Origin of the sequence: Neorhizobium sp. R1-B, assembly GCF_004368875.1 — a bacterium.
In the GTDB taxonomy this organism is placed as follows: Bacteria; Pseudomonadota; Alphaproteobacteria; order Rhizobiales; family Rhizobiaceae; genus Neorhizobium; species Neorhizobium huautlense.
Genome location: NZ_SOEM01000003.1, coordinates 206835 through 232640, shown reverse-complemented (window position 1 = coordinate 232640; position 25806 = coordinate 206835). Strand labels below are relative to the sequence as shown.

Below are 25806 nucleotides of genomic sequence, written 5' to 3'. Positions count from 1 at the left end.
CGCCGTTTCCGGCTAAAAACCCTTTGTTCTCGATCCTATTGAGCGGTCCAGCCGCCGTCGATCGAGATATGCGTGCCGGTGATGCTTCTTGCCGCATCGCTCGCCAGATAGATAGCGGTTGCGGCAACCTCGTCGATCGAGACGAATTCCTTTGTCGCCTGCAGCCGCAGCATCACCTCGCTCTTGACCTCAGCCTCCGAAATGCCGCGCTCGCGGGCCGTATCGGGGATCTGCTTTTCCACAAGCGGCGTCAATACGTAGCCCGGGCATATCGCATTCACGGTAATCCCGAATTCGGCAAGTTCCAAGGCCGCCGTTTTGGTAAGCCCCAATATGCCGTGCTTGGCGGCAACATAGGCCGACTTGAACGGCGAGGCGACCAGCGCGTGGGCGGAAGCGACATTGATGATGCGGCCCTTGCCGGCCTGCTTCATCAGCGGGATCGTGTGCCGCATCGTGTGGAAGGCGGAGGATAGCAGGATGGCGATCAGCTGGTCCCACTTTTCGACCGGAAACTCCTCGATCTTCGCCACATGCTGGATGCCGGCATTGTTGACGAGAACGTCGACGGTCCCGAAGCTCTTCGCGGCCGTGGCGATCAGGTCCTCGATCTCCTCCGGCCGGGTCATGTCGGCGCCGTGATAAAGAACCGTTCCGGCGCTCGCATCGTCCAGCGCCTTGCGGACCGCCTCGATTTCGTCCGCCTTGCCAAAGCCGTTGATGACGACATTGGCGCCCTCGGCTGCAAACGCTTTCGCGATGCCGAGCCCGATGCCGCTCGTTGAGCCGGTGACGACGACGGTTCTGGTCATGCCATATCTCCTCCAACGCGGCGTTCTTGTGCGCCGCAACGTCGGACAGGTTATTCCCAATTCGGGCGAAATGGCAATCGGTAGCGGATCGGAGGCTGCAACGGCAGAGCAGTTGCCGCTATCTGCCCGTTTCTGTTGCGATTAACCGCTAATAAATCTTGGGCTTATAGGCTGGCGACATTCATCGGGTGACATGACGTCACCTGCAGGGGAGGTGTGTGCCGGTCGGCTGGCGCCCGCCTGACGATCCATGGAATCGGATCCCCCCGTCACATTCAACAGGTCTTCCATGAAAAACCTACCCATTATCGGCAAGTTCCTGGTCCTGCTCGTCGCCTTCGGCCTGTTTGCCGTCGGTCTTTCCTTTTATGCGGGCCATCAGATCAACAGCGTCAGCGGCGCCTATTCCGATCTCCTGGAGCGGGAGGCGGATGCCTCCATTACGCTGTCGCGGGCGACCGGCGCCTTCCAGTCCGTCCGCGGATCGATCTACGATCTGCTTCTGTCGACGGAAAAGGAGCGGGACAAGGCGTCCCTCGAGGCACTGGCGGCGAGCCGTGGACGTTTCGTCGAATTCATGGACCTGGCGGTTGCCGACCTGCCGGAAGACGCATCGATCAAGGATATCCGGGCCCGAGGCATCGAGACCGTGGACAACCTCTGCCGGGCGACGGTCGAAGCCGGCACCAAGGCCATCACCTATATCGACATCAAGAGCGCCACCTCGCTCTTTTTCAAGGATTGCTCTCCCCAGTTCGAAGAGATGACCAAGGCGCTCGTCGGGAAGGTCGCTGAAATCACCAAGGCGACGACCGTGCGCAGCGACGAATTGTCGGAACAGTCGGCTGCTACTTACTGGACCTCCATCGGCTCGATGGTCGGCGGGCTGGTGCTGATGACGATTGTCAGCGGCTGGGCACTGCGCGCCTATGTCGCCGCACCGATCCGGTCGCTTGGCAGCGTCATGGGGCGGCTTGCCGAAGGCGATCTCACGGCCGTCGTGGTGGGTGAGGATCGCAAGGACGAAGTCGGCAGCATGGCGCAGGCGGTCCAGGTCTTCAAGGACAATGCGCTGAAGGCCAAGGAACTTGAGGGCGAGGCAGAGACCCAGCGCAACCAGACGGAAGCGGAACGTCGCCGTTCGGCCGAACTGGAACGGATCCGCGCCGAAGCGATGACACAGGCGACGAACGGGCTTGCGGAAGGGCTCAAGCACCTTGCCGCAGGCAATCTTTCCTTCCAGCTCGGCCAGCCCTTTGCTGAGGACTTCGAGACGCTCCGCACGGATTTCAATCGTGCGGTGGAACAGTTGAGCATAACGCTTGGGACGGTGGCGGATGTCAGCGCCTCGATCGATGGCGGTGCGCGGGAGGTCAGCCAGAGCGCCGACGATCTTTCGAGACGCACCGAACAGCAGGCCGCATCGCTCGAAGAGACTGCGGCAGCGCTCGACGAGATCACCGTTAACGTCTCCAATTCCTCCAGACGCGCCGAGGAGGCCCGCATCGTCGCCATCCAGGCGAACGAGAGCGCCCGCCAGTCGGAAACCGTGGTCGCCAACGCGGTCGACGCCATGGGCAAGATCGAACAGTCGTCGAGCCAGATCTCCAACATCATCGGCGTGATCGACGATATTGCCTTCCAGACCAACCTTCTCGCCCTCAACGCGGGTGTCGAGGCAGCGCGTGCAGGCGAGGCCGGCAAGGGTTTCGCTGTGGTCGCGCAGGAAGTGCGCGAACTCGCCCAGCGGTCGGCAAAGGCTGCCAAGGAGATCAAGGAGCTAATCCGCAATTCGTCCGTCGAAGTGGAAAGCGGCGTCAAGCTGGTCAGCGAGACAGGCGAGGCGCTGAAGGCGATCGAAGCCTATATCGTCTCGATCAATCAGCACATGGACGCCATCGCCACATCGGCGAAGGAACAGTCGGTCGGGCTTTCCGAAGTCAATACCGCGATCAACCAGATGGATCAGGTGACGCAGCAGAACGCCGCCATGGTCGAAGAAGCCAATGCGGCGGGTGCTACGCTCGCGACCGAGGCCGGCCGCCTGCGCGAGCTGATCGGAAACTTCCAGCTCGGCCGGAATGCCTCGGTGCCTCCGGTTTCGGTTCGCCAGGCAGCGGCAGTCACTCCGGCGACCGTGCGCTCGGTGCCTGCCGCATCTCCGGCCCGCTCCATGGTCAGCAAGATCGCCAGGGCCTTTTCCGGCGGTGGCGCGCCTGTCGCGGCTTCGCCTGCGGCATCGGCGGACAACTGGGAAGAATTCTAAGCGCCCCGCCCAGTCCGACCTTACCAAAACCTTCATCGAGCCTGCCGATCGAACTTCCGATCGGCAGGCTCGATGTTTTTGTTTGACACATGGCGATCCGGCCTGCTGAAACCGTCTCCACAAGACTCTCAGGGAGGAGGAGCAGCATGGCGGGTTATGTTCTGGCGATCGACCAGGGGACGACCTCGACGCGGGCGATCGTTTTTGACGGCAAGATGAAAATTGCCGGCATCGGCCAGAAGGAATTCAAGCAGATCTTTCCAAAGCCCGGCTGGGTGGAGCACGATCCGGAGGAGATCTGGGAAACCGTGCTGTGGACGATCAAGCAGGCTCTCAGGGAAGCAAAGATCGAATCCGCCGATATTGCCGCGATCGGCATCACAAACCAGCGCGAGACGGTCGTCGTCTGGGAACGCGACACGGGAAAACCGATCCACAACGCCATCGTATGGCAGGACCGCCGCACCGCGAGTTATTGCGAAAAGCTGAAACGGCAGGATCTCGAAAAGCTGTTCACCCGCCGTACCGGCCTGCTCCTCGATCCTTATTTTTCCGGCACCAAGCTGTCCTGGATGCTCGCCAACGTCAAAGGCGCCCGGGCGCGGGCGGCCAAGGGCGAGCTTTGCTTCGGCACCATCGACACCTTCCTCATCTGGCGGCTGACCGGCGGCAGGAGCTTTGTCACCGACGCCACCAATGCGTCGCGCACGCTGATCTACAACATCGCCGACAACCGCTGGGATGAGGAACTCCTGGATATACTCCGCATTCCCGCCGCGATGCTGCCGGAGGTCAAGGACTGCGCCGACGATTTCGGCGTCACCGACGAAAGCCTGCTTGGAGCGGTCATCCCTATTCTCGGCGTCGCCGGGGACCAGCAGGCGGCAACCATCGGCCAGGCCTGCTTCGAACCGGGCATGATGAAATCCACCTACGGCACCGGATGTTTTGCCGTGCTGAATACCGGTGCCGACATGTGCCGCTCCAAAAACCGGCTTCTGACGACCATTGCCTACCGGCTCGATGGCGAGACGACTTATGCGCTCGAAGGCTCCATCTTCATCGCAGGCGCTGCCGTACAATGGCTGCGCGACGGGCTCGGCATCATCGAAAAGGCGAGTCAATCCGGCGACTTGGCGGCGGAAGCCGATCCTCAACAGGAGGTTTATCTGGTGCCGGCCTTCACCGGTCTTGGCGCGCCGCACTGGGACGCCGAGGCGAGGGGGGCGATCTTCGGCCTGACACGGGCGACGGGACCTGCCGAATTTGCGCGGGCCGCGCTCGAAGCCGTCTGCTACCAGACCCGCGATCTGCTCGACGCGATGCGCCGGGACTGGCGCAATGCCAATGGCGACACCGTCCTGCGCGTCGACGGTGGTATGGTCGCCTCCGACTGGACCATGCAGCGGCTCTCCGATCTGCTCGACGCGCCCGTCGACCGGCCAACCATCCTCGAGACGACCGCGCTCGGGGCCGCCTGGCTTGCCGGCTCCAGGGCCGGGGTCTGGCCGGACAGGAAGGCGTTCGCAAAGAGCTGGGCACGCCAGCGCCGCTTCGAACCGGAGATGGACGAGAAGGCCCGCGGCGCAAAAATCCGGGGCTGGAAGGACGCCGTAAGACGCACGCTGGCCGTCGGCTAGACGACCTTTCCGGGGACGCAAGTGCGGAAATTTCACTAAAATTCAGTTCCGCCATTTTCGCACCAGCATCCTTGGCCTATGTTCGTGCGCACTTAGCGAGGTTGATCGATGTCAAGAATTGCGCATGTCCTGGCCTTCCTGTTTCTCGTCGGCGCGTCTCTGGCGATGAGCCGAACGTCTGCCGAGGCGGGTTATGCGCATTTCATCTACGACGCCCAGAGCGGCAAGGTCCTGGCTTCGGAAAACGCCGACGTCATCAATCATCCGGCCTCGCTCACCAAGATGATGACGCTCTACATGACCTTCGAGGCGCTCAAGCAGGGCCGCCTGGATTGGGACGAGCAGATCGTCATGACGGCGAATGCAGCCTCCAAGATCCCGTTCAAGCTGGGGGTCAAGGCAGGCCAGACGCTCACGGTGCGCGAGGCGGTGCTTGCGATGGCGGTGCGTTCCGCCAATGACGCTGCCGCCGCGATGGCCGATCATCTCGGCGGTACCGAGGCGCGGTTCGGCATGATGATGACCCAGAAGGCGCGCCAGCTCGGCATGACGCGGACGGTGTTCCGCAATGCCTCCGGCCTACCGGATGACGACCAGGTAACCACTGCGCGGGACATGGGCACGATGGCGCTTGCGCTCATCCGCGACTTCCCCCGCGAATACCAGCTCTTCTCGATGCGTGCCTTCGAGTTCCGGGGCAAGCGCATTCGCGGCCATAACAACCTGATGTATCGCTATCCCGGCATGGACGGGGTGAAGACCGGTTATATCCGCGCTTCGGGCTTCAATATCGCGAGCGCCGTCAATATCAACGGAAGACGGGTGATCGGTGTCGTCCTCGGCGGCAAGTCGGCCCGTAAGCGCGACGACCAGATGGCGGCTCTCCTCGACAAGTATGTGCCAGGCGCCGGCACTCCCGCCGCTGACGGTCTCATCGCTCTGGAAAACCAGGGAAAACGACCGGCCGAAAGCGCCGCGCCGCTGGCCTTCGCCGCGCCGCGCAAGGAAATTTCGCTCGGTGCTCCGCCGGCAAGGGTTTCGATTGCCAATCTTTATGCCGCCCCGACGCCGCGGGAACCCGTCGGCCCGCTTTGGCAAATCCAGATCGCCGCGGCCGGCAGCCGCGATGCAGCCTCCGCCATGCTTGAAAAGGCGGTTTCGCTGCTGGCGACGGATTTCGGCCGCATCGCCCCAAGCGTCGAGAGCTATGCGGAGGCCGGAAAGGAATATTTCCGGGCCCGCTTCGTCGGCTTCGCGGACCAGACCGCCGCCGCTCGCGCCTGCTCGGTGCTGCAGGCAAAAGCGGTGAACTGCTTCGTGGTGCGGTGAAGCTGGCGCCAGCTACGTCATATTCATTTCAGCTTTCTCATCATATGACGAGCCACAGGCCGTCGTTATCGTCTTGACGAATCGGCCCCTTTCTCTGCAACTAATGCGATATTACGAGATTGGGGGGCGGTATGAGTTATTTCAATTCTTACTTGTGGGGCAGAGTAGTTAGAGCCTTTTTCACGGTTTTGTTGCTTGTGGCGATGACATCTACGTCTGCTGCGAGGTTCATCTCACCAGACACGCTGGATCCTTCTATCGAAGGAGTGGGTACCAATCGCTATGCCTATGCGGCGAACGATCCCATCAATAAAAGCGATCCTACCGGCCATATACTGGACACGGCATGGGACTTATTAAATGTTGTTATTGATATCGGTACCATAGGGTACGGGCATTATACTGACAACAAGGAAATGGTGACACAGGGCACTATTGACCTCGGCGTAGATGCCGCATCCGCCATGGTTCCGTTTGTCCCCGCAGGGATTTCAAAAGCGGCGCGAGCGGTTGAAAAGGTCGATGATGCCAAAGCTCTAGCAAAGGTTGATTTCGATCCCGATTGGGCCGGGAAGATACATGGTTACGGTCAGCAGGCTGGGAAGGACACTTGGCACGCCGATGTTAGCTACGCGAAAGCCGTCGAGTATGCTAAGGACCCAAATGTAGCCTCGGTTCATCTGAACAGAACCATCGATTCAGCTCTTGGCACGAAAGGCGTCTCACAAAATCGCCCTGACGTTACAGTTGTGTACAAGGACGGGACGACTGTGAAGATCTGCGAGTGCGTTTCGCCCAGCCAAAAGGCTGTAGAGATGGAGGCGAAGAACACAACCAACGTTTCCAAAATCGACGCTGCTGGGTTTAAGGGCGAAGGTGACGTTACTACCCGTGGCGGAGATGGAGATCCCACAGGAGGGAATCCCACTGGAGAAGCACCGACTAAGGGTTCGAGTTCCAGAGATAACCGATGGTAGATGAGGCACTATTCAAAGAAACCAATACTGTTCATTCCTTGGCTGTGTATGAGTGGGAACGGAAGATTGATTTCTTAGCTGCAACTCGTCTGTGCGATCAATTATTTAAGATCCTAGGATCTCAACCGGATTTTCTGACGTTGGTGGGTCAAGAGAAATATAAGTCATATCGCTACAGAAACTACATAAAAAAACGCTCATCCTTGATTGATGGATGGGAAGGTATCGGATTTTGCTGGTGGAGGAGGAAGGGGATATTATCTGAGGATTCCATTCAGGTTAGTTTTGATGTTGGTAGATTTGCCAAGTTCTACGTCCATATCGACGAATGTGCCGTTCCTGATGTCATGGGAGTTTACAAAAAGGTTCTTGATCTTTTAGTGGCTGAACTGGCACCGATCTACGGCATCGGCTACCGGGTACCGTTTTACTGGGGACCCTCTTCTTTTGCGATCGGGCAAGGCTATTCTCGCTTCGCGACAGTTGATCGGACTTTTTATGGTTCGCCAAAAGAGATCCAACCTCGAAACTACGAGTTTGGCCGCGTCTTTCGTCGATTGCCTGGACAGCGACAGCTTGAAACCAAATTGCGCGATGTTTTTGAGATCAACTTGCTCTCCGCGGGGCATCTCTCACAGAAGGTGGGAAACGGCACGCTTGCAGAATGGATCGAGAGGGACAAGATTGGTGATTTGGTACGCCTCTCTGATGTGACATGGTTATGGTCGGTGCCGCCGGAGCGGATAGAAGCGGTGAGGCCGGTGATACTCGGCGCAGGATTGATGGTAATAACGTCATAATTTCCCTCGCTTGTTCACTGTTGCAAGCGAAGGCGGTTGAGCTCTTTGTGGAGCGATAGATATTGGCGCTGAGAGACGATCAACGGCATTTGCGCACTTCCTGGAGTGCGGCGCTGACGCCGCGCAGCGAATAGGAATAGCTGGTGTTGGTGCCGCGGCGGGAAATGGCTTCGAGGGTCATGTCGCGTCCACCGCGCATGGCGTCGACCAGAACCGGCTCGCGATCCTTGTTGCGCAGCCAGGCGATCTTGTCCTCGGGCAGCAGGCGGAAGGCCTCGTCCCCTACCTTGATACTGATCTCGGACCCTTCCTGAAGGGGGTAGCCCATGACCACCTGCGGCGCATAGGCCGTCTCGCCCTGGGGCGCGATCAGGAAAAAATTGTCCCCATGATCGACGCCGCGGGGCGCCGCATTCACAGGCACCGAGAGTGCGTAGCAGGTCGTCTGGCCGGCGTCCGTATAGGAATAGACGCCCCAGGCGTCGAATTGCGCGACCCGGGTCGGCTGGGCGGTCGCGGAGGCAGCTGCGACGAGAGTGAAGGAAAGAGCGAGGGCGAAGGGCTTGATCTGCATGATATCTCCACAAAGCAACAGGCCCGAGGTCAAGAACTGCCGGTCCTCGGCCTGGAGATGGGCCTCATTTCAGGATGGCCCCATTCAAGGTCCGGACGGTTACCGAGACGTTAATTCTTGTGTCGAAGCAGAGGCGTTTCCGGTCACAAAGGTTTGAGCCAATCGTGTTCGCTCGGCGCCAAAATGGAAAAAGGGCGACCGAACCGGCCGCCCTCAGAGCCTTCATTGATCAGACCGGGGTTATTTTACCGGTGCGTTCATCGACCAGTTGACCCCGAAAGGATCGCGGAGCTGGCCGTAGCGGTCGCCCCAGAACATCACCTGCAGCTCGAGGGTGATTTCAAGCCCGGCATCCACGGCACGCTTCCACCAGAAATCGATGTCCCCGCTCGTCAGCGGCAGCAGCACGGTGTAACCCTGCGGTTTTTCGAAGGGATGGCCGTAGTCCGGAAAGGGGTCACACAACATCAGCGAGCTGCCGTTGACGTAGAGATGGATGTGCATCGTACGGCCCTGCTCATCCACCGGATGGAAGGACTCGATGGTGGCGCCGAAGGCCTTTTTGTAGAACTCCGCCGCCTTCATCGCGCCGTCCACCTGCAGATAGGCCACAAGCCCGCCGCGGACGGGCGAGGGTGCCGGATTGTCATTCGTCTGAACTGCCGCTTCCATGAAAATCTCCCTCCTTGTTCGGTTGAGGTTCGGGTTGAACCTGCCCAAGGACGAGCGAGATGCGTGGAGGCCGACAAATGGGCTGAGATATTTTTTAGCTTTTTTCCGCGAATTCCCTGACCAGTCCTTCATATGCCTCAAAAGGCGGGAAGGTCTCGTAGGAATGCACGGCGGGGGTCGTCGCCCAGGGCAGCTTTTCGGATGTGTAGGTCTCGATGAAGGGCGAGAACCATTTTGCGTCGTCGAGCATGGTGGGGCGCAGGTTGACGAACCAGTCCATGCCTTCCGGGCGGGTAAACATCCAGCTCTTGCAGTGCGGGCAATGGTAGTGGTGTGCGTCCGGGCCATGCAGGCCGCCGATCACCGGCTCGCCCTCGATGACCTCGAAACCCTCCGCCGGAACGGCGGCGGAGAGCGAGTAGGCGCTGGCGCTCATCTTCTGGCAGCCGCTGCAATGGCAGGCCATGGTGAGGATCGGCTGGGCGCTGATCCTCAGCCGGACCCGACCGCAGCGGCATGAACCTTCGATCGGGAGTGTGGGTTTTGTCATGGGAGTCTCTATGTCTTTCTAGGCTGGGTGCGTGGGCGAGACCTAGGGCCGCTTCGGGATTTCCAGGCCCCGCTGAACCGCGGGCCGGGCAAGGCCGCGTTCCAGCCATTTGGGGACCAGCTTCAGCTGGTCGTATTCGATCAGTTCGCCGGCGCCGTAAAAACCGATCAGGTTGCGCACCCAGCCGAGCATGGAAATATCGGCAATCGTGTATTCGTCGCCCATGATCCAGTCGCGGCCTTCGAGCCGGGTCTCGATGACGCGGATGAGGCGGGCCGATTCCTTGACGTAACGGTCGCGCGGGCGCTTGTCTTCGTAATCCTTGCCGGCGAATTTGTGGAAGAAGCCGAGCTGGCCGAACATCGGCCCCAAACCGCCCATCTGGAACATCACCCACTGGATGGTTTCGTAGCGCCTGGCAGGGTCGGCGGGCAGCAGCTTGCCAGTCTTTTCGGCGAGGTAGATCAGGATCGCACCGGATTCGAAGAGACCCAGCGGCTTGCCGCCCGGACCGTCCGGATCGATGATCGCCGGGATCTTGCCGTTCGGATTGAGAGACAGATATTCCGGTCCCCAGGTCTCGTTTTCACCGATATTGATGAAATGCGGCTCGTAGGGCAGGCCGATCTCCTCCAGCATGATCGAAACCTTTACGCCGTTCGGCGTCGGCGTCGAATAGAGCTGCAGGATGTTCGGGTTCTGGGCGGGCCATTTCGCGGTGATGGGAAAGGCGGAGAGATCGGCCATGCGGGTTCCTCGGCTGCAATTTGTTCCCGCGGAATATAGCCACCGGCGCGCGATGCGCCAGTGGCGATCTCATGAATAGGGCGTTCCCGCTAGCGGGCGCTGGCGGGGAAAGCCGGGAGGCGGCCGATATGGCTCGCATCGTGCTGGACGATCAGCTTTGCATCGAGCTTTTCGGCAATGTCAGCCATGCGTTCCATCGAGGCGAGGCTTTCGGCCCTGTTGACGTTGAACGGCGGCACGCCCCGGTTGGCGATCTGCTCTTCGAAATGCACGACGTCGCCGGACAGCAGCACCGGTCCCGTTTGCGGCAGGTTTACCAGCAATGCCGTTTCGCCTTCGGTGTGGCCCGGCATGGCGAGCATCATCACCTGGCCGTCGCCGAACACGTCGCGATCGCCGGTAACCGGATCGACCTTGGCCTTTCCGTCCATCCACGGCTGAACCAGCGCGGACATCATCGCGAAGGGCGGGGGATCGGCATGCAGGCTCTTCCAGTCGCCGGCACCGATCATCAGCGTCGCTTGGGGGAAGCTGGCTGCCTGGCCCATATGGTCGAAGTGGTTGTGGCTGACGCCGACGATGCCGATCTGCTCCGGCTTGATGCCGATTTTGGCAAGCTGGGTCGGTATATCGATGGCGAGCGCCGGCGCCATCGCCTGGCTTGTATCCGCTGCCTTGCCGATCAACGCTGCCGGCAGCCCGGCATCCCAGAGCATATAGTCGGTGCCGTGGCGGATTAGGTAGCAACTGGCGGTCAGGGTGCGGGTCTCTCCCTTGTAGCTGAAGGTATCGGAAAAACTCGACAGGTCCTTGATCACGACGGAGCCGCAGTCGAGCCGCCAAAGTTCGAGATCGGCTGCTGCCTTGGCCGGGGCGGACAGCGCCAGCAATGCGGCGCCGAGGCTGAAGAGGGACGCAAGGGTCTTCATGAGAATGTCTCCTGTGTTGAAGCCGCCGCCTTTTGCCCGTTCCTGAAGGTCCGCTGGTGCCGGAAATTCATCGCCTTGAGCCCGAAACGCTCAGCGGAGATATTTTTTGCATAGCCCGATGCGCTATAGTGCGCCCATGAACCTTTTCATCCGCGACCGTTTTCCCGATCTCTCCCACCGCCTGCTCGACCGCCTGCGCCCGGTCGTTTCCGGCCGGCTTGACAGGGGGATGCACCCCTATGGCGGGCAGCTCTTTGCCTATTGCTGTTTCGACCGCGAGCGGATGACGGCACTGCAGCTCGACTGTCCGATGATCTGCATCGTGCTCTATGGTCAGAAGGACGTGTGGCTGGGCGACCGGGCGCAATCCTTTCCGGCGGGCTCGGTCTTCGTGCTGCCGGCCGGGGTGCCGATGGACGTCCTCAACATTCCCGACGAGATGAACGGCCTTTACGTCGCGCTTCGCCTCGACGTGCCGAGCCTGCCGGAAGGGATTACGCCGCTTTCCGCAGCGGAGAGACTGGAAGGCCGCGCGGCGGGCTCGTTCGGCGTGCCGCTCGGCGAAGATCTGGTGGAAGCGCTCTGCCATGCGGCAACGTCGATTGCCGACGAGTCCACTGGCGAGACGATAAAACGGCTGAGGATGACCGAAGTCCTTGCACTCCTGAGGCCGCTGCCGCAAGCGCGCGCCTTGTTTCGCCAGAGCGTCGCGGAAGAGGTCGCCTGGCTGATCGCAACGGCTCCTTCCGAACAGTGGAGCGTTGCTGAGGTGGCGAGAGAATTGGGTTTCGGTGCCTCGACATTGAGGCGCCGTCTTTCCGTCGAAGGCACCTCCTTCCGAACAATCCTGCGTCGCGAGCGTCTCCGGGCAGGGCACAATGCACTTGCCGCCGGTGCATCCAGTCTCGCAGCCGCCGAGGCGGCGGGTTATTCCTCGCGCTCGCATTTCTCCCGCCGCTTCCGGGAAAGTTTTGGAACAAGCCCCTCGGGGCGGCGCTAGGTTTCTCAAAAAAATTTGCTGCGGCCGGTCGGATCAGCGGCTACTCCTTCGTCTTCAACTGGAGAGGAAGCCGAGATGTTATACGCCATCCTTTGTTACGCCCATGAAGAGACGGTCTTTGCCTGGTCCAAGGAGGAGGAGGCGGCCGTTATGGACAGGCTTATCGAGGTCCAGCAGCCGTTGATGCAGGCCGGCAAGCTCGGACCTGTGGCCCGCCTCATGCCGACGACCGCCGCGACGACCGTGCGCAAGGGCAAGGACGAGCCGCTGGTGATCGACGGCCCGTTCGCGGAAACCAAGGAGGCGCTGCTCGGTTTCTACACCGTGGACGCCGAAACACTCGACGAGGCGGTCGCCTTCGCCAAGCAGCTGTCGAGCGTCAATCCAGGCTCGAGTTCCTACGAGATCCGGCCCTTCCACGTCTTTTACCCGGGAGCGATCCAGACATGACCGATATCGCGTGGATCGAACTTGCACTGACGGCCGCCCGGCCGCAGGCCCTCGGCGCCCTGCTTCGCTATTTCCGCGATCTCGACACCGCGGAAGAGGCGTTTCAGGAAGCCTGCCTGCGGGCCATCCGGACCTGGCCGGAAAAGGGTGCGCCGCGAGACCCGACCGCCTGGCTGATCTTCGTCGGCCGCAACAGCGGCATCGACGCGGTCCGCAAGCGCGCCAAGAACGATCCACTGCCGGAGGAGGAAGCCTTCTCCGATCTTTCCGACGCGGAAGACGATATCGCCGACCGGCTCGACAATTCCAATTATCGGGACGACATCCTGCGCCTGATGTTCATCTGCTGCCATCCGGACCTGCCGAATACCCAGCAGATTGCGCTGGCGCTCCGGATCGTTTCTGGGCTCACCGTGCCGCAGATCGCCCGCGCCTTCCTCGTCAGCGAGGCGGCGATGGAGCAGCGCATCACGCGGGCCAAGGCGCGCGTCGCAAAAGCGGGCGTCCCCTTCGAGACGCCGGATGCGGCCGAGCGGGCGAGAAGGCTCGGCATCGTGTCCTCGATGATTTATCTCGTCTTCAACGAGGGATATTCCGCCGGCGTCAACAATCCCGACAATGCCGCCTTCTGCGAGGAAGCGATCAGGCTCGCCCGGCTGCTCCTGCGCATCTTCCCGTCAGAACTCGAGATCATGGGCCTGCTCGCGCTGATGATGCTGCAGCATTCCCGCGCTGGAGCGCGTTTCGATGGACAAGGCCAGATCATTTTGCTGGAAGACCAGGATCGCTCTCTCTGGGACCGCAAGCTGATCAACGAGGCCCTGGTGCTGCTCGACAAGGCGATCCGCCATCGCCAGCCCGGCCCCTATCAGGTGCAGGCGGCGATCTCCGCCCTGCATGCGCGCGCCGCCAGGCCCGAGGAGACAGATTGGGCGGAGATCAACCAGCTCTACGGTCTCCTGGAACGCCTCCGGCCGTCGCCTGTCGTCACCCTCAACCGGGCGGTCGCCGTCTCCAAACTCGAGGGTCCGGAACAAGCGCTCGAGCTGATCGCTCCGCTCTCCGAAAGGCTCGACGGCTATTTCTATTTCCACGGGGTGCGCGGCAGCTTCCTGATGCAGCTGGATCGCAAGGCCGAGGCGCGCGAAGCCTTCGACCGGGCGATCGCGCTCGCCAATTCTGCGGCCGAATGCGCCCATATCCGCCAGCAGATCGACAAGCTCGGCGCAGTTCCTTCGCCGGTGGAATGACGGAAGGCTCCGCCATCCTTGTCAGCGAAGCGAGAGCAGGGTGGTCATGAGCCGCGCGTCCACGCGCAATTGCGGGCCGGTGCGAACAAGCGACGGGTTGATGCCGATGTCCCGGAGCTGGTCGTCGCTGAGTTCGTGCAGGGCCTTCAGAGTTCGCGCAAGGCCTGCCTGCCTGCGTTTCTCGCCGAACCAGAAGCCTGTGGCTCCGATCAGGAGATCGATCAGACCTCGAGTGAGGCGGGTGGTGTTGGTGGTGGTCAGGGTATTGGTCATTGCGGATCTCCCGAAAAACGCGGCAAGTCAATTTTACGATGGCGGGAGGATTGCATCGCGGCGTCTGCCCAGCGTGCGGACGGCCGTGAAATTTCCGTCAAATCGACGGTCGCGACGATCTCTTTGATATCCTCGACAAAAATACCCGAAATCTTTGCTCGTGCTGTCGGATTTCCTTTCGGCCGCTCGTCCTTGGGGCAACATCTGATAGGATGTCTTTCAAACCACGGGAGATGGAAAAATGACTGCCAATACCGCCGCTTACGCCCTGCAGCTCGTACGTGAGATCGACGCGCCGGCCGAACAGCTTTTCAAGGCCTGGACCACACCGGAGAGAATGGGCGAATGGTTCTGCCCGAAGCCGTGGAAGGTGACCGAGGCCAGGGTCGACCTGCGTCCCGGCGGATCCAGTTACATCCTCATGGAAGGTCCGGACGGCGAGAAGATCCCCAGTCACGGGATCTATCTGGAAGTCGTGCCGAACAGGAAACTGGTCTTCACCGACGCTTATACGAGCGCCTGGGTGCCGTCGGAAAAGCCGTTCATGACGGCAGTGGTCGAATTCGAGGACCTTGGCAACGGCCGCACCCGCTATACCGCGACCGCCCTGCACTGGACGGAAGAGGATAAAAAAGCCCATGAGGAAATGGGCTTTCACGAAGGCTGGGGCACCGTGGCGGATCAGCTCGCCCAGATCGCTAGGACTTTCTGAAAGAACGAATCAAATCGGGGAGATGGCGCCATCTCCTCGATTTTCGATTCAATGGTTTTGTAACCCGCCAGCAGATCAGAACGGGTTCCGAAAAAAAGCACGAAAGCGTCGCCCGCCGCCGTTCTGTTCGAGACGATGTTCCGCCCGATATCATTGAAGTTGTGAATGGTCTAAGATCAGTATCGAAATTGCTTGAGGCGGAACGGCCAGCTGGTGATATAGTGACGTGCAGGACAATTTCAGGTGGTGCCTTCAACCTGCGTCAGGCAGTTCCCGCAATGATCTGGAGCTCTTCGTGGTTGCACATCCGGCGGCGAAAGACGAACATCCGGCCTTTTCCGGCACCGGGGAAATGGGAAACCTGATCAGGCGTTTCGACTGGTCGAAAACGCCGCTCGGGCCGATTTCGGATTGGCCGCAAAGTCTCAGAACCGTGACCGGCATGCTGCTTCTGTCACCCGTGCCCATTGTGGTTCTGTGGGGTGCCGACGGCATCATGATCTATAACGACGCCTATTCCGTTTTTGCCGGGGAGCGCCACCCGCAACTGCTCGGATCGAAGGTCCGGGAAGGCTGGGAAGAGGTCGCGGACTTCAACGACAACGTGATGAAGATCTGCATGGCCGGCGGCGTGCTCTCCTACGAGAACCAGAAGCTCACGCTTGTCCGTCACGGCGAGCCGGAGCCGGTGTGGATGAACCTGGACTATTCTCCGGTCCTCGACGAAAGTGGCGAACCCGCCGGCGTCATTGCAATCGTGGTGGAAACCACCAAGAGCGTCCTGGGGCAACGCAGGCTTCGCGAGAGCGAGGGGCGCTTCAGGGCTCTTACCAATGCCACGTCCGATGTCGTCTATTCCATGAGTGCGGACTGGAAGGAGATGCGCCAGCTCGACGGCCGGGGCTTTCTCGCCGATACGGAAAGCCCGCGCATCGCCTGGCAGGAACTCTATCTTTTCCCCGAGGACCGGGAACACATACAGTCGGTGATCGACGAGGCGATCCGCACGAAGAGCGTCTTCCAGCTCGAACACCGCGTCCGGCGCGCGGACGGTACGGTCGGCTGGACCTCGTCGCGGGCCGTGCCGATCTTCGATGAAAGGGGCCGGATCGTGGAATGGTTCGGCGCCGCGTCCGACATCACCCAGCGACGACAGAACGAGGAGCATCTCAAGCTCGTCGTCCACGAGCTCAATCACCGCGTCAAGAACAACCTGGCCATGATCCAGGCGATCGCCATGCAGACCTTCCGGAAAAACACGGACCTGAAGGACGCGCAGATGCGCTTTTCCGCCCGCATAGTGGCGCTCGGCCAGGCGAACGATCTTCTGACCGGCGAGCGCTGGGCAGGCGCCTCGCTGCGCGGTGCCGTCGAGCAGGCCGTCCGACCCCATTGCCCGGAGAAGGACCGCTGCGTTATCGAGGGCGACGACGTCACGCTTTCGGCGAAGACCGCGCTTGCCCTGACGCTCGCCATGCATGAAATGGCCACCAATGCGCTCAAATACGGCGCCTGGTCGAATTCCTCGGGAAAGGTATCCGTCTCATGGTTCACCTACCTGAAGGACGGCGCAAAGCGTCTGCGGATCGAATGGCGCGAGGAGGGCGGTCCCAGGGTGCAGCCGCCGGATCAGCGTGGATTCGGATCGGCACTGATCGAGCGGGGACTGGCAAGAGAAGTGGGTGGAGAGGCCAAGATGGAATTCTTGCCGGATGGTTTCGTCTGCAGGATCGACGCATCCGAATCCGTTTATGCGAGCCGCTGAGATGACGTTGCGAATTCTTGTCGTCGAGGACGAGATGACCATCTCGCTGCTGGTCGAGGACATGCTGACCGAGCTCGGCCATGAGGTCGTCGATCTCGCGATGCGCCTCAAACAGGCAGAGGAGATGGCGGCGACCTTCGACATTGATCTGGCCATACTCGACGTCAATCTCGACGGGCACAAATCGTTTCCGGTCGCAGACATCCTCGCCGCCCGCGGCATCCCGTTCGTTTTCGCGACCGGATATGGTGCTGCCGGCATCGATCCAGGCTATCAGCAATGGCCCGTCATCACCAAGCCGTTCCTGATCGACGACCTGCGGCGGGCGGTCGAACTGCTGGCTCCCCGGCCGGCCGGCCTCTGACGGCGCTGCAGACAACCTATCCAATCGATCGAAGAGATCCTTCGAAAGTTTCGCGTTTGCGCGCCGGCGGCCGGATAACTATCTGACCGACATCAACGAACGGATTTTTCGCGATGGAACTCGGACTGCACACCTTCGGCGATGTCGACGCCGCTGCACTCGACAAGGGCGCGGAAGGCGCCCGCCGGATCAGGGATCTTCTGGAAGAAATCGAGCTCGCCGATCAGGTGGGCCTCGACGTCTTCGGGCTTGGCGAACACCACCGCCCGGATTACGTGGTTTCCTCGCCCGCGGTGGTGCTTGCAGCCGCCGCTGCGCGAACGAAGACCATCCGGCTGACCAGCGCCGTTTCGGTGCTGAGCTCGGATGACCCGGTGCGGGTTTTCCAGCAGTTTTCGACGCTTGACCTCATTTCGAACGGCCGGGCGGAGATCATGGCGGGCCGCGGCTCGTTCATCGAATCCTTCCCGCTCTTCGGCTATGACCTCGGCGACTACGACCAGTTGTTTACGGAGAAGCTGGATCTGTTGCTGGCGATCCGCGATGAGGAGATCGTGACGTGGTCGGAGGGCCAGCTGCGGCCGGCCATCAACGGCCGCGGCGTCTATCCGCGTCCGCTCCAGGATCCGCTGCCGGTCTGGATCGCGGTGGGCGGTACGCCGCAATCGGTGGCGCGGGCAGGGGCCATGGGCCTGCCGCTCGCGGTCGCCATAATCGGTGGCGAATATCCGCGGTTTGCGCCCTTATTCAACCTCTATCGCGAGGCTGCCCAGCGGGCGGGCCAGGATGCCGCAAAGCTCAAGACGAGCATCAACGTGCACGGCTTTATCGCCGATACGACGGAGGCGGCGGCCGAGCAGTTCTACGGCCCGCAGGCGGAAGTGATGAACCGTATCGGCCGCGAGCGCGGCTGGGGGCCGACCAGCCGGGCACATTTCGACCAGTCGCGCGGGCCGCTTGGAAATCTCTTCGTCGGCGAGCCGGAGTTGGTGGCCGAAAAGATCATCGCTGCACACAAGGTGTTCGGCATGGACCGGTTTCTGCTGCAGATGGCGATCGGGCCGATGCCGCACGACCAGGTGATGCGCGGCATCGAGCTTTACGGCATGAAAGTCGCCCCGATCGTCAGAAAAGAGGTCGGAGCTGTCAGAAAAGAATTGACGGGCGGCGGCGATGGGGCGAAACCCGCCGCCTGACGGACAAGGACGAAGACGGGCACCCATGGTCATTTCCACCGAAGACGAACTCGCGAAGCTGAAGGAGATCGGAAAACTTTGCGCGCAGGCGATGGAGGCGATGGGCAAGGCGCTGGAGCCGGGGATCACCACCCGCGAACTGGACGATATCGGCCGCAGGATGCTTGAAAATGCCGGCGCCCAATCGGCGCCGGAGACCTGCTACCAGTTCCCTGCCGCCACCTGCATCAGCGTCAACGAGGAAGTGGCCCATGGGATTCCGGGCGACCGGGTGATCAAGGCGGGCGATCTCGTCAATATCGACGTCTCGGCGGTCAAGGACGGCTTCTTCGGCGATACCGGGGCTTCCTATGCCGTGCCGCCGGTGAAGCGCGAGATCGAAAAGCTCTGCCGCGACGGACGGCGGGCGCTCTGGACCGGTCTGCAGCAGGTGAAAACCGGCAAGCCGATCGCCGGCATCGGCAATGCCATCGGCGCGTTTGCCAAGAAAAACCGCTACACGCTGATCACCAATCTATCGAGCCACGGCATCGGCCGCTCGCTGCACGAGGAGCCGAAGGAAGTTCCGACCTGGCCGGATCCGGACGAGGACCGGATCCTGGAGGAGGGGCTGGTCCTCACTGTCGAGCCGTTCCTTTCGCTCGGCGCCAACTGGGCCGAGGACGGCGGCAACGGCGACGTCTGGACACTCTACAGCGACCCGAAGGCACCGACAGTGCAATACGAGCATACGGTAGTGGTGACCCGCAACGGACCAATGATCCTGACGCTTCCGGCGTAAGATTTAGGAAAGTTCGCTCTGTTCGGATATCGCTGCGACGCGCCGATAGAAGGCCTCGACACGTTCCTCGTTCAGATGTCCGAGACGCTGTCGGGTGTGAACGCGAGCAGCGCTCTCCAGCAATTGTGCAAAGGCGGCATAGCCGACATGGTCGGCCCTGCGGACCTGCGCGATGAGCGGGTCGACGAGCACTTCCGATAAGGTCAGGTCGGTGTCCATGTTCAATCCTCCGCCGTGCAATATGACGACACGCTAAGATTGCCTTGCATTCATGACAGCAACAAGACGAAAGTCGTATTGCGGCGCATCAAATCGTCGCGGCAGTTGCGTGATGATTCGTGATCAGCAAGTCTGATTGCAGGGATGACAATTCCTGATTTGTACCGGGGGGCCGCGGCTGCGATAAGCGAAGCATGCTGCAGAAGAACACCGAGCATTCCAGCCATCCTCTCTTGATCGGATTTGCCGGCGCCATCGCCATGGCGGCGGCGATGGGGTTCGGGCGTTTCTTCTACACGCCGATCCTGCCCGGCATGATGGGCGGAATTCCGCTTTCGGCAGCCGATGCTGGTTTTATCGCGGCGGGCAATTTCGCCGGTTACCTGGCCGGCGCGATCCTCTCGGCCTATGGCTGGGCGGCCGGACGCGAGCGGCAGGTGGCGCTTGGCGGGCTGCTGGCGACGGCCATTCTGCTCGCGGCGATGGCCGCAACCACGTCGGTCTTCGCCTTCACCGTCATCCGCTTCCTTGCCGGTCTCGCAAGCGCCCTTGCGATGATCTTCACCTCGTCGATCGTGCTGCCCCATGCGGCCGGCCGGGACAATGTGAACGTCCTGCATTTCGGCGGCGTCGGAGCGGGGATCGCGCTTTCCTCGGCGCTTGCGCTCACCGTCAATGCGCTCGCCGGTGACGGGTCGCACGGCTGGCGGGCGAACTGGCTCGCCGGGGCTGCGATCGTTGCCGTCATATCGGCCGTTGTCGCGCGATTGCTGCCGCAGGCGGCATCGGCGGCGGGTTCCGTTGTGGAGCCGCCGCTTCGCTGGCGCTTGCCGCTCGTCCTTCTCACTGTCTCCTATGGATTGTTCGGCTTTGGATATGTCATCACCGCGACCTTTCTCGTGGCGATCGCACGTATGGGGGAGGCCGGCCCGGTCGTGGAATTCCTCGCCTGGTTCCTGACCGGCACGGCTGCGGCGGTCTCGCTTCTTCTCTGGCGCCCGGCCGTGCGGCGATACCGACTGGGGCTGGCCTATGTCGCGGCGCTCGGGCTGCAGGCAGTCGGGGTGCTCGGTTCCGTCCTGCTGCCGTCGACGGCGGGCGCGCTCGCCGGCGGGCTTCTGCTCGGCGCAACCTTCATGGTGGTGACAGCTTACGGGCTGCAGATCGCTCGCTCGCTGTCGCCGGACAGCCCGCGCCGGGCGCTCGCCTTCATGACCGCGGCCTTCGGCACCGGCCAGATCATCGGCCCGCTGGTGGCAGGCTGGGTGGCGGAGCGAAGCGGCAGCTTTACGCTCCCGACCATTCTTGCGGCAGCCGCCCTTGTCGTCTGCCTCCTGCTCGCATTGCCGGTTGCACGGGCACGGAGCTAATAATCCCGTGGTTACAATTGTGTAAGCATCGATTGCGGCCATTGCCGCATTCTTGGAACTGCCTTAGTTTCGCGCTCTACAGTCGTTCCCGACCGTCACAGATCTCGAACTCAGGAAAGCCAAAGCTCCGTGTTCCATTCGTTCTTTCCCCGACCGAAGTTATTTTTCACATCCGCTGCCATCTGGACGCTCGTTTGCATCCTCGTCTGGTACACGGTAGGGCCGCAGATGGGAGCTGCGGTGGGTTTGCCGCCGCTTGCTCCGGGCGAGAAAGCGCCTCTCGGGCTGGCCTACTTCTTCTCTCGGGACAATCTCTGGTTCTATCTCTACTTCTTCCTTTTCGTGCTAGTTTTCGGGCTCGCTTGGAAAGCCATCGAGCGCGATCATCCTTGGACCAACTGGTCGATTTGGGGGTCTGCCTTCATCATCTTCATCGCTTATTTCGCGGTGCAGTTGCAGGTAGCTCTGAACAACTGGCGTGGCCCCTTCTTCGACCTTTTCCAGAAAGGTCTTTCCGGCGACAAGAGTGTCACCGCCGAAGCACTCTGGAGCTTGCAATGGTACTTCTTTGAAATCGGCATTGTTTCGGTTGTAATCAATGTCGTCACCGCCTTCTTTACCAACCACTATGTTTTCCGCTGGCGCACAGCGATGAACGACTTCTACATGTCCAAATGGGATAAGCTGCGTCATATCGAGGGTGCCTCGCAGCGTGTCCAAGAAGATACGATGCGCTTTGCCAACATTCTCGAAACACTTGGCGTCGTCTTCATCAATTCGATCATGACGCTCGTCGTCTTCCTTCCGCTGCTTTTTCAGATATCGGAATATGTCGGCAACGTGCCGATTCTCGGAGCAGTACCGCATTCGCTGTTTTGGCTAGCGATTGGTTGGTCGCTGTTCGGTACGGCGCTGCTTGCGTTCGCCGGTATTAAGCTTCCAGGCTTGAACTTCCGAAATCAACGTGTGGAGGCGGCCTATCGAAAGGAGCTCGTCTATGGTGAGGACTATGCAGATCGCGCGGATCCTGTCACTGTACGAGAACTATTTGTGAATGTCCGGCGAAATTATTTTCGGATGTACTGGCACTATTGCTACTTCAACGCAGCGCGCTTCACTTATGGCCAGCTTGATGCAACGCTGCTAACGTTCATTCTTATCCCTACGGTCGCCGCTGGCCGTATCACCATGGGGGTCTGGCAGCAAATAGCAACTGCGTTCGGCGAGGTCAGCAATTCCTTCCAGTATCTCGTCAGTTACTGGTCCACGATCATCGAGCTTCTGTCCATCCACAAACGTCTCGTAGCCTTCGAGGCGGCAATCGACGACAAGCCACTGCCGGAGATCGACCAGCACTATCTCGAGCGTGAAGCAGAAGGGGGCGAACTCGCTGCCGACCGGCCGTACTGACTTTTTCGGAATTCAACTCAGCACATTTGGCCGCGCCGGATCGTCACTCCGGCGCGGTTTTGCTTGGGACTGGGGCAGGCGGGCATTTCAGGGGTATTGGTATCAGGCTTTCCACCTGCCCCGACCGTTTTCATGGTTTTCAGAGGATTTCCCAGCCCTCTTCGGCCACTTCCACGACCATCACCGGAAACCGAGTTTCGAACCCAGAGGAGGAGGCCGGTTCGCGAACCCGGTTTCCCGTCCGATGACGATGAGAATTATGGCTTGGCTTCGGAACGCGGGGATGAGATGGGGATATGAGCGAAGATAAACGGTTGAAACCAGGAGCGGATATTTTTCGCAGCAGGGCGAATCGTCCCCGGCAGGCCGGCAGGGTTATCTCTACAGTCCCGACGTTTCCTTCGGCCTCTCCCGATCCTTCAGCATGTCGATCGCTTCCGAATAACTCACGCAGGCAACATCTTCTTTTCCGCAGACCTCCGTCACCAGCCGCTCCATGGCCCGCCAATAGGCGCCGCCATTCATTTCCACGAAATGCAGGCCGATCTGGAGCGGAATGCGGCCTCCGTCATACTGCCTGTCGAAAGCGGCCCGGAAGGCGGAATAGGCGCGTTCCTCGAATTCGGCACTTCGGCTCGGATTGTCGAGGCCGCCCGAATGACGGATGAAGAGATTGTAGTCCATGGCGATGATCGGCCGGTTCGACGGGCCTTCCGGGATCAGCGGCAGACCGAAGCGGATGAGCCCGTTCTTTTCCTCCGGCCACATTGGCCCTTTGGTCACCAGGCTTGCGTCATACCGGATGCCGGCCTGTTTTTCCGCTTCCACCATGCCCGGACCCGTCGAGAAGTAGGGCGCGCGAAAACCGCCGATGCCGTTTGCGACGAATTCCTTCCAGCCGGGCGGCTCCTCGGCCTCGGCGCCAGCCATTTTCCAGGCACCGGCCAGCACGTCCTCAAAGCTTCTGAATTCGCTTGCCCAGTCGGCGGCCGTCCAGTCTCCGCCGTCAAAGTGGCCGCAGGTATGACTCGATATCTCATGACCTTCGAGATGCGCCTGCCAGATATGGCCGAGCCGCTCGCGTGCCTCCGAAGCCGTCTGGGCGAAGCCTATATTGGATCTGCCGGGCTTCTGGCCCGGGCCTTGATAACTTCTCGCCTTCGCCCGCTCGATAACCAGTGTGCAGGAGAGGAAGTAGGTGAAATGGGCGTCGACGCGGCTCGCGAGATCGCGGCTCCTTTGCCAGAGATGGTTGGCGCCGGCTCCGTCGAAGGAAATCATCACCAGCTGCTTCGGCTTTTCGACGGCGTGCGACATCGCAGGGACGAGCGAAAGGCAAAGCGCGAGGGGAAGGGCAAACGGACGCATCAACGAACCTGAATCGGAAATAAAGGAAGCGGGTGTTGTGGTTGGCGAATAAGGCGAAGCTGGGGAGGCGCGGCACGAAAGCGAGATTGATGCCTCAGAGCCGTTAACAAGCTTTGTCAGAATCGTGAGAGGGGCCTTACATCTCAGGGAAAATAGGCTAGAAGGCGCTTTCTTATGGAGATTGAGGCCGCTTTGGCCGGAGACTTTGATGGCGCAGCACGACGACGACAGTTTTATCCGCGAGGTGAACGAGGAGCTCCGCTCCGACCAGATGAAGTATGCCTGGAGCCGTTACCGCTCGCTGGTAATCGCGATTATCGTGCTGATCATCGGCGGCACGACCGCCAGCGTGCTTTACGAATGGTATGATACCCACACGTCTTCGAAGTCCGGCGACCAGTTCCTGGCAGCCTTGAAGCTTGCCGAAGACAACAAGCTGGACGAGGCGCTTTCGGCATTCGAGGCGCTGGAAAAGGATGGCACCGGCGCCTATCCCGTCCTCGCCCGGATGCGTGCCGCCTCGGTCAAGCAGGCCAAGGGCGACACGGCCGGCGCGATCGCCGAATTTTCCGAGATCGGCAAGGAAGCCGCCGCACCGCAGGCCGTCCGCGATCTTGCCAAGATGCGCGCCGCCTGGCTGCTGATCGACACCGGTACCTACGATCAGGTCGCCGCCGAAGTGCAGGCAACGGCCAATCCGGGCAATCCGCTCGCCAATTCCGCCCGCGAGGCGCTCGGGCTTGCCGCCTACAAGGCCGGCGACATGGCAAAAGCCAAGGAATGGTTCCAGCAGATTACCAAGGACACCGCCGCGCCGCGCAATATCGCAAATCGCGCGCAGATCATGCTCGACAATATCGCCTCTTCCGGCAAGGCGCCCTAACTTTCTGCCGGTCGAGGTCTAAGGAAAAAAGATGAGCTTCACCGTCGCCATCGTCGGACGCCCGAATGTCGGAAAGTCCACGCTCTTCAACCGGCTGGTGGGCAAGAAGCTGGCGCTTGTCGACGACACGCCGGGGGTTACCCGTGACCGCCGTCCGGGCGACGCCAAGCTCGTGGACCTCAGGTTCACGATCATCGACACCGCCGGTCTCGAAGAGGCCGGACCCACGACGCTGGAAGGCCGGATGCGCGCCCAGACAGAGGCGGCGATCGAAGACGCCGATCTGACGCTCTTCGTGGTCGATGCCAAATCCGGCCTGACGCCGCTCGACAAGACGTTCGGCGAGCTCCTGCGCCGCAGCGGCAAACCTGTCGTGCTGGTTGCCAACAAGTCGGAAGCGCGCGGCTCGGATGCCGGTTTCTACGACGCCTTCACGCTGGGCCTCGGCGAACCCGTGCCGATTTCCGCCGAGCACGGCGAGGGGATGATCGACCTGCGCGACGCAATCGTCGAGGCGCTCGGCGAGGACAGGGCCTTTCCCGACGATGATTTCGAGGCCGAGACCGATGTCGACGTTTCTCAGTCCGAAGTCGGCGCCGACGGCGAGGCGGACGAGGACATCGAACCGGCCTACGACGAGACGAAGCCGCTTCGCGTGGCGATCGTCGGACGGCCGAATGCTGGCAAATCGACGCTGATCAACCGCTTTCTCGGCGAAGACCGGCTGCTGACCGGCCCGGAAGCCGGCATCACGCGCGATTCGATCTCGGTCGAATGGGATTGGCGCGGCCGCACCATCAAGATGTTCGACACCGCGGGCATGCGCCGCAAGGCAAGGGTTCAGGAAAAGCTCGAAAAACTCTCCGTTGCCGATGCGCTGCGCGCCATCCGCTTTGCCGAGACAGTGGTGATCGTCTTCGACGCGACGATCCCCTTCGAAAAGCAGGACCTGCAGATCGCCGATCTGGTGCTGCGCGAAGGGCGCGCCGCGGTGCTCGCCTTCAACAAGTGGGATCTCGTGGAGGATCCGCAGGCGGTGCTGGCCGATCTTCGCGAAAAGACCGAGCGCCTGTTGCCGCAGGCGCGCGGTATCCGTGCGGTGCCGATCTCGGGCCAGACAGGCTACGGGCTCGACAAGCTGATGCAGAACATCATCGACACCGACCGGGTGTGGAACAAGCGCATTTCCACCGCAAGGCTCAATCGCTGGCTGGATGGGGTGCAGATCCAGCATCCGCCACCGGCCGTCTCCGGGCGCCGCCTGAGGCTCAAATACATGACCCAGGTAAAAGCCCGCCCGCCGGCCTTCATGGTGTCCTGCACCAGACCCGACGCGCTTCCGGAAAGTTATGTGCGCTACCTGATCAACGGGCTGCGCAACGATTTCCAGATGCCCGGCGTGCCGATCCGCATTCATTTCAAGGCGGGCGAAAACCCGTTCGAAGGCCGGAAAAAGAAGCGGTAGATGA

General features: G+C 61.0%; 26 protein-coding genes. 17 read left to right on the top strand and 9 right to left on the bottom strand.

Translation table 11 applies throughout. The features are described from left to right. Positions 1–35: 35 nt before the first annotated feature. Entirely contained in the window at positions 36–812 is a 777-nt protein-coding gene (locus EDE05_RS06105) for a 3-hydroxybutyrate dehydrogenase (protein ID WP_132409181.1), read from the bottom strand. A 289-nt stretch (positions 813–1101) separates the two neighbouring features. Between EDE05_RS06105 and EDE05_RS06100 the strand changes: the two genes are divergently transcribed. The 5 genes from EDE05_RS06100 (at position 1102) to EDE05_RS06080 (ending at position 7824) form a co-directional block, all read left to right on the top strand. After that, the gene (locus EDE05_RS06100; RefSeq protein WP_132409179.1) at positions 1102–3078 is read left to right on the top strand and encodes a HAMP domain-containing methyl-accepting chemotaxis protein; all 1977 of its coding nucleotides are present in this window, start codon (positions 1102–1104) and stop codon (positions 3076–3078) included. A 146-nt stretch (positions 3079–3224) separates the two neighbouring features. Then, complete coding sequence (glpK, locus tag EDE05_RS06095; protein ID WP_132409177.1) at positions 3225–4718, top strand: glycerol kinase GlpK; 1494 nt, start codon at positions 3225–3227, stop codon at positions 4716–4718. 108 nt (positions 4719–4826) lie between these two features. After that, complete coding sequence (locus EDE05_RS06090) at positions 4827–6047, top strand: D-alanyl-D-alanine carboxypeptidase (RefSeq protein ID WP_132409175.1); 1221 nt, start codon at positions 4827–4829, stop codon at positions 6045–6047. A 131-nt stretch (positions 6048–6178) separates the two neighbouring features. Continuing rightward, positions 6179–7024 carry an RHS repeat-associated core domain-containing protein gene (locus tag EDE05_RS06085; RefSeq protein WP_132409173.1) on the top strand — a complete coding sequence of 282 codons (846 nt, stop codon included), beginning with the start codon at positions 6179–6181 and terminating at the stop codon, positions 7022–7024. Further along, on the top strand, positions 7018–7824 hold the full coding sequence (locus EDE05_RS06080; RefSeq protein ID WP_245505072.1) for a hypothetical protein: 807 nt from the start codon (positions 7018–7020) through the stop codon (positions 7822–7824). The genes EDE05_RS06085 and EDE05_RS06080 overlap by 7 nt, the downstream gene beginning before the upstream one ends. 79 nt (positions 7825–7903) lie before the next feature. Here the strand turns inward: EDE05_RS06080 and EDE05_RS06075 are convergent, their stop codons facing one another. The 5 genes from EDE05_RS06075 to EDE05_RS06055 form a co-directional block, all read right to left on the bottom strand. Then, complete coding sequence (locus EDE05_RS06075) at positions 7904–8398, bottom strand: invasion associated locus B family protein (protein ID WP_348631497.1); 495 nt, start codon at positions 8396–8398, stop codon at positions 7904–7906. A gap of 240 nt (positions 8399–8638) precedes the next feature. After that, positions 8639–9070, bottom strand: a complete 432-nt coding sequence (locus EDE05_RS06070) for a glyoxalase/bleomycin resistance/extradiol dioxygenase family protein (RefSeq protein WP_132409171.1) — start codon at positions 9068–9070, stop codon at positions 8639–8641. 94 nt (positions 9071–9164) lie between these two features. Beyond that, positions 9165–9620: a GFA family protein gene (locus EDE05_RS06065; RefSeq protein ID WP_132409169.1), complete on the bottom strand. Its 456-nt coding sequence runs from the start codon at positions 9618–9620 to the stop codon at positions 9165–9167. 42 nt (positions 9621–9662) lie between these two features. Next, complete coding sequence (locus EDE05_RS06060) at positions 9663–10367, bottom strand: glutathione S-transferase N-terminal domain-containing protein (protein ID WP_132409167.1); 705 nt, start codon at positions 10365–10367, stop codon at positions 9663–9665. An 89-nt stretch (positions 10368–10456) separates the two neighbouring features. Next, entirely contained in the window at positions 10457–11296 is an 840-nt protein-coding gene (locus tag EDE05_RS06055) for an N-acyl homoserine lactonase family protein (protein WP_132409165.1), read from the bottom strand. 136 nt (positions 11297–11432) lie between these two features. Here EDE05_RS06055 and EDE05_RS06050 point away from each other — a divergent pair, with 136 nt between their 5' ends. The 3 genes from EDE05_RS06050 to EDE05_RS06040 all read left to right on the top strand — a co-directional run bounded on the left by EDE05_RS06050 (position 11433) and on the right by EDE05_RS06040 (position 13996). Then, entirely contained in the window at positions 11433–12296 is an 864-nt protein-coding gene (locus tag EDE05_RS06050) for a helix-turn-helix domain-containing protein (protein WP_132409163.1), read from the top strand. A gap of 75 nt (positions 12297–12371) precedes the next feature. Beyond that, positions 12372–12746, top strand: coding sequence for a YciI family protein (locus tag EDE05_RS06045; protein WP_105374016.1), 375 nt, complete (start codon positions 12372–12374; stop codon positions 12744–12746). After that, positions 12743–13996 (top strand): RNA polymerase sigma factor, encoded by a 1254-nt coding sequence (locus EDE05_RS06040; protein ID WP_132409161.1) that lies wholly within the window; start codon positions 12743–12745, stop codon positions 13994–13996. Before EDE05_RS06045 ends, EDE05_RS06040 begins: the two co-directional genes overlap by 4 nt. 21 nt (positions 13997–14017) lie before the next feature. Here the strand turns inward: EDE05_RS06040 and EDE05_RS06035 are convergent, their stop codons facing one another. Continuing rightward, the gene (locus tag EDE05_RS06035) at positions 14018–14269 is read right to left on the bottom strand and encodes a DUF1127 domain-containing protein (RefSeq protein ID WP_132409159.1); all 252 of its coding nucleotides are present in this window, start codon (positions 14267–14269) and stop codon (positions 14018–14020) included. Between the two features lie 241 nt (positions 14270–14510). On the opposite strand from EDE05_RS06035, the gene EDE05_RS06030 reads away from it, so the two are divergent. From EDE05_RS06030 to map, 5 genes are all read left to right on the top strand, one after another. Continuing rightward, a complete protein-coding gene (locus EDE05_RS06030) occupies positions 14511–14981 on the top strand; it encodes an SRPBCC family protein (protein WP_132409157.1) in 471 nt (156 codons plus the stop codon). 295 nt (positions 14982–15276) lie between these two features. Then, positions 15277–16746 (top strand): HWE histidine kinase domain-containing protein, encoded by a 1470-nt coding sequence (locus EDE05_RS06025; protein WP_245505071.1) that lies wholly within the window; start codon positions 15277–15279, stop codon positions 16744–16746. 1 nt (position 16747) lies between these two features. Further along, positions 16748–17110, top strand: coding sequence for a response regulator (locus tag EDE05_RS06020; RefSeq protein WP_132409155.1), 363 nt, complete (start codon positions 16748–16750; stop codon positions 17108–17110). 113 nt (positions 17111–17223) lie between these two features. Further along, positions 17224–18306 (top strand): LLM class flavin-dependent oxidoreductase, encoded by a 1083-nt coding sequence (locus EDE05_RS06015; protein ID WP_132409153.1) that lies wholly within the window; start codon positions 17224–17226, stop codon positions 18304–18306. Between the two features lie 25 nt (positions 18307–18331). Next, positions 18332–19087 carry a type I methionyl aminopeptidase gene (gene map / locus EDE05_RS06010; protein ID WP_132409151.1) on the top strand — a complete coding sequence of 252 codons (756 nt, stop codon included), beginning with the start codon at positions 18332–18334 and terminating at the stop codon, positions 19085–19087. Positions 19088–19090: 3 nt separating this feature from the next. On the opposite strand, the gene EDE05_RS06005 is transcribed toward map, so the two are convergent. Then, the gene (locus EDE05_RS06005) at positions 19091–19306 is read right to left on the bottom strand and encodes a hypothetical protein (RefSeq protein ID WP_105374022.1); all 216 of its coding nucleotides are present in this window, start codon (positions 19304–19306) and stop codon (positions 19091–19093) included. Between the two features lie 194 nt (positions 19307–19500). On the opposite strand from EDE05_RS06005, the gene EDE05_RS06000 reads away from it, so the two are divergent. Together EDE05_RS06000 and sbmA are read left to right on the top strand one after the other, a co-directional pair. Further along, on the top strand, positions 19501–20676 hold the full coding sequence (locus EDE05_RS06000) for a YbfB/YjiJ family MFS transporter (RefSeq protein WP_132409149.1): 1176 nt from the start codon (positions 19501–19503) through the stop codon (positions 20674–20676). 129 nt (positions 20677–20805) lie between these two features. Beyond that, positions 20806–22086 carry a peptide antibiotic transporter SbmA gene (gene sbmA, locus EDE05_RS05995; RefSeq protein ID WP_132409147.1) on the top strand — a complete coding sequence of 427 codons (1281 nt, stop codon included), beginning with the start codon at positions 20806–20808 and terminating at the stop codon, positions 22084–22086. A gap of 381 nt (positions 22087–22467) precedes the next feature. On the opposite strand, the gene EDE05_RS05990 is transcribed toward sbmA, so the two are convergent. After that, entirely contained in the window at positions 22468–23454 is a 987-nt protein-coding gene (locus tag EDE05_RS05990; protein WP_132409145.1) for a polysaccharide deacetylase, read from the bottom strand. A gap of 208 nt (positions 23455–23662) precedes the next feature. Between EDE05_RS05990 and EDE05_RS05985 the strand changes: the two genes are divergently transcribed. Both EDE05_RS05985 and der read left to right on the top strand, forming a co-directional pair. After that, on the top strand, positions 23663–24337 hold the full coding sequence (locus EDE05_RS05985; RefSeq protein WP_105374026.1) for a tetratricopeptide repeat protein: 675 nt from the start codon (positions 23663–23665) through the stop codon (positions 24335–24337). A gap of 31 nt (positions 24338–24368) precedes the next feature. Continuing rightward, positions 24369–25802 carry a ribosome biogenesis GTPase Der gene (gene der / locus EDE05_RS05980; RefSeq protein ID WP_105374027.1) on the top strand — a complete coding sequence of 478 codons (1434 nt, stop codon included), beginning with the start codon at positions 24369–24371 and terminating at the stop codon, positions 25800–25802. Positions 25803–25806 lie beyond the last annotated feature (4 nt).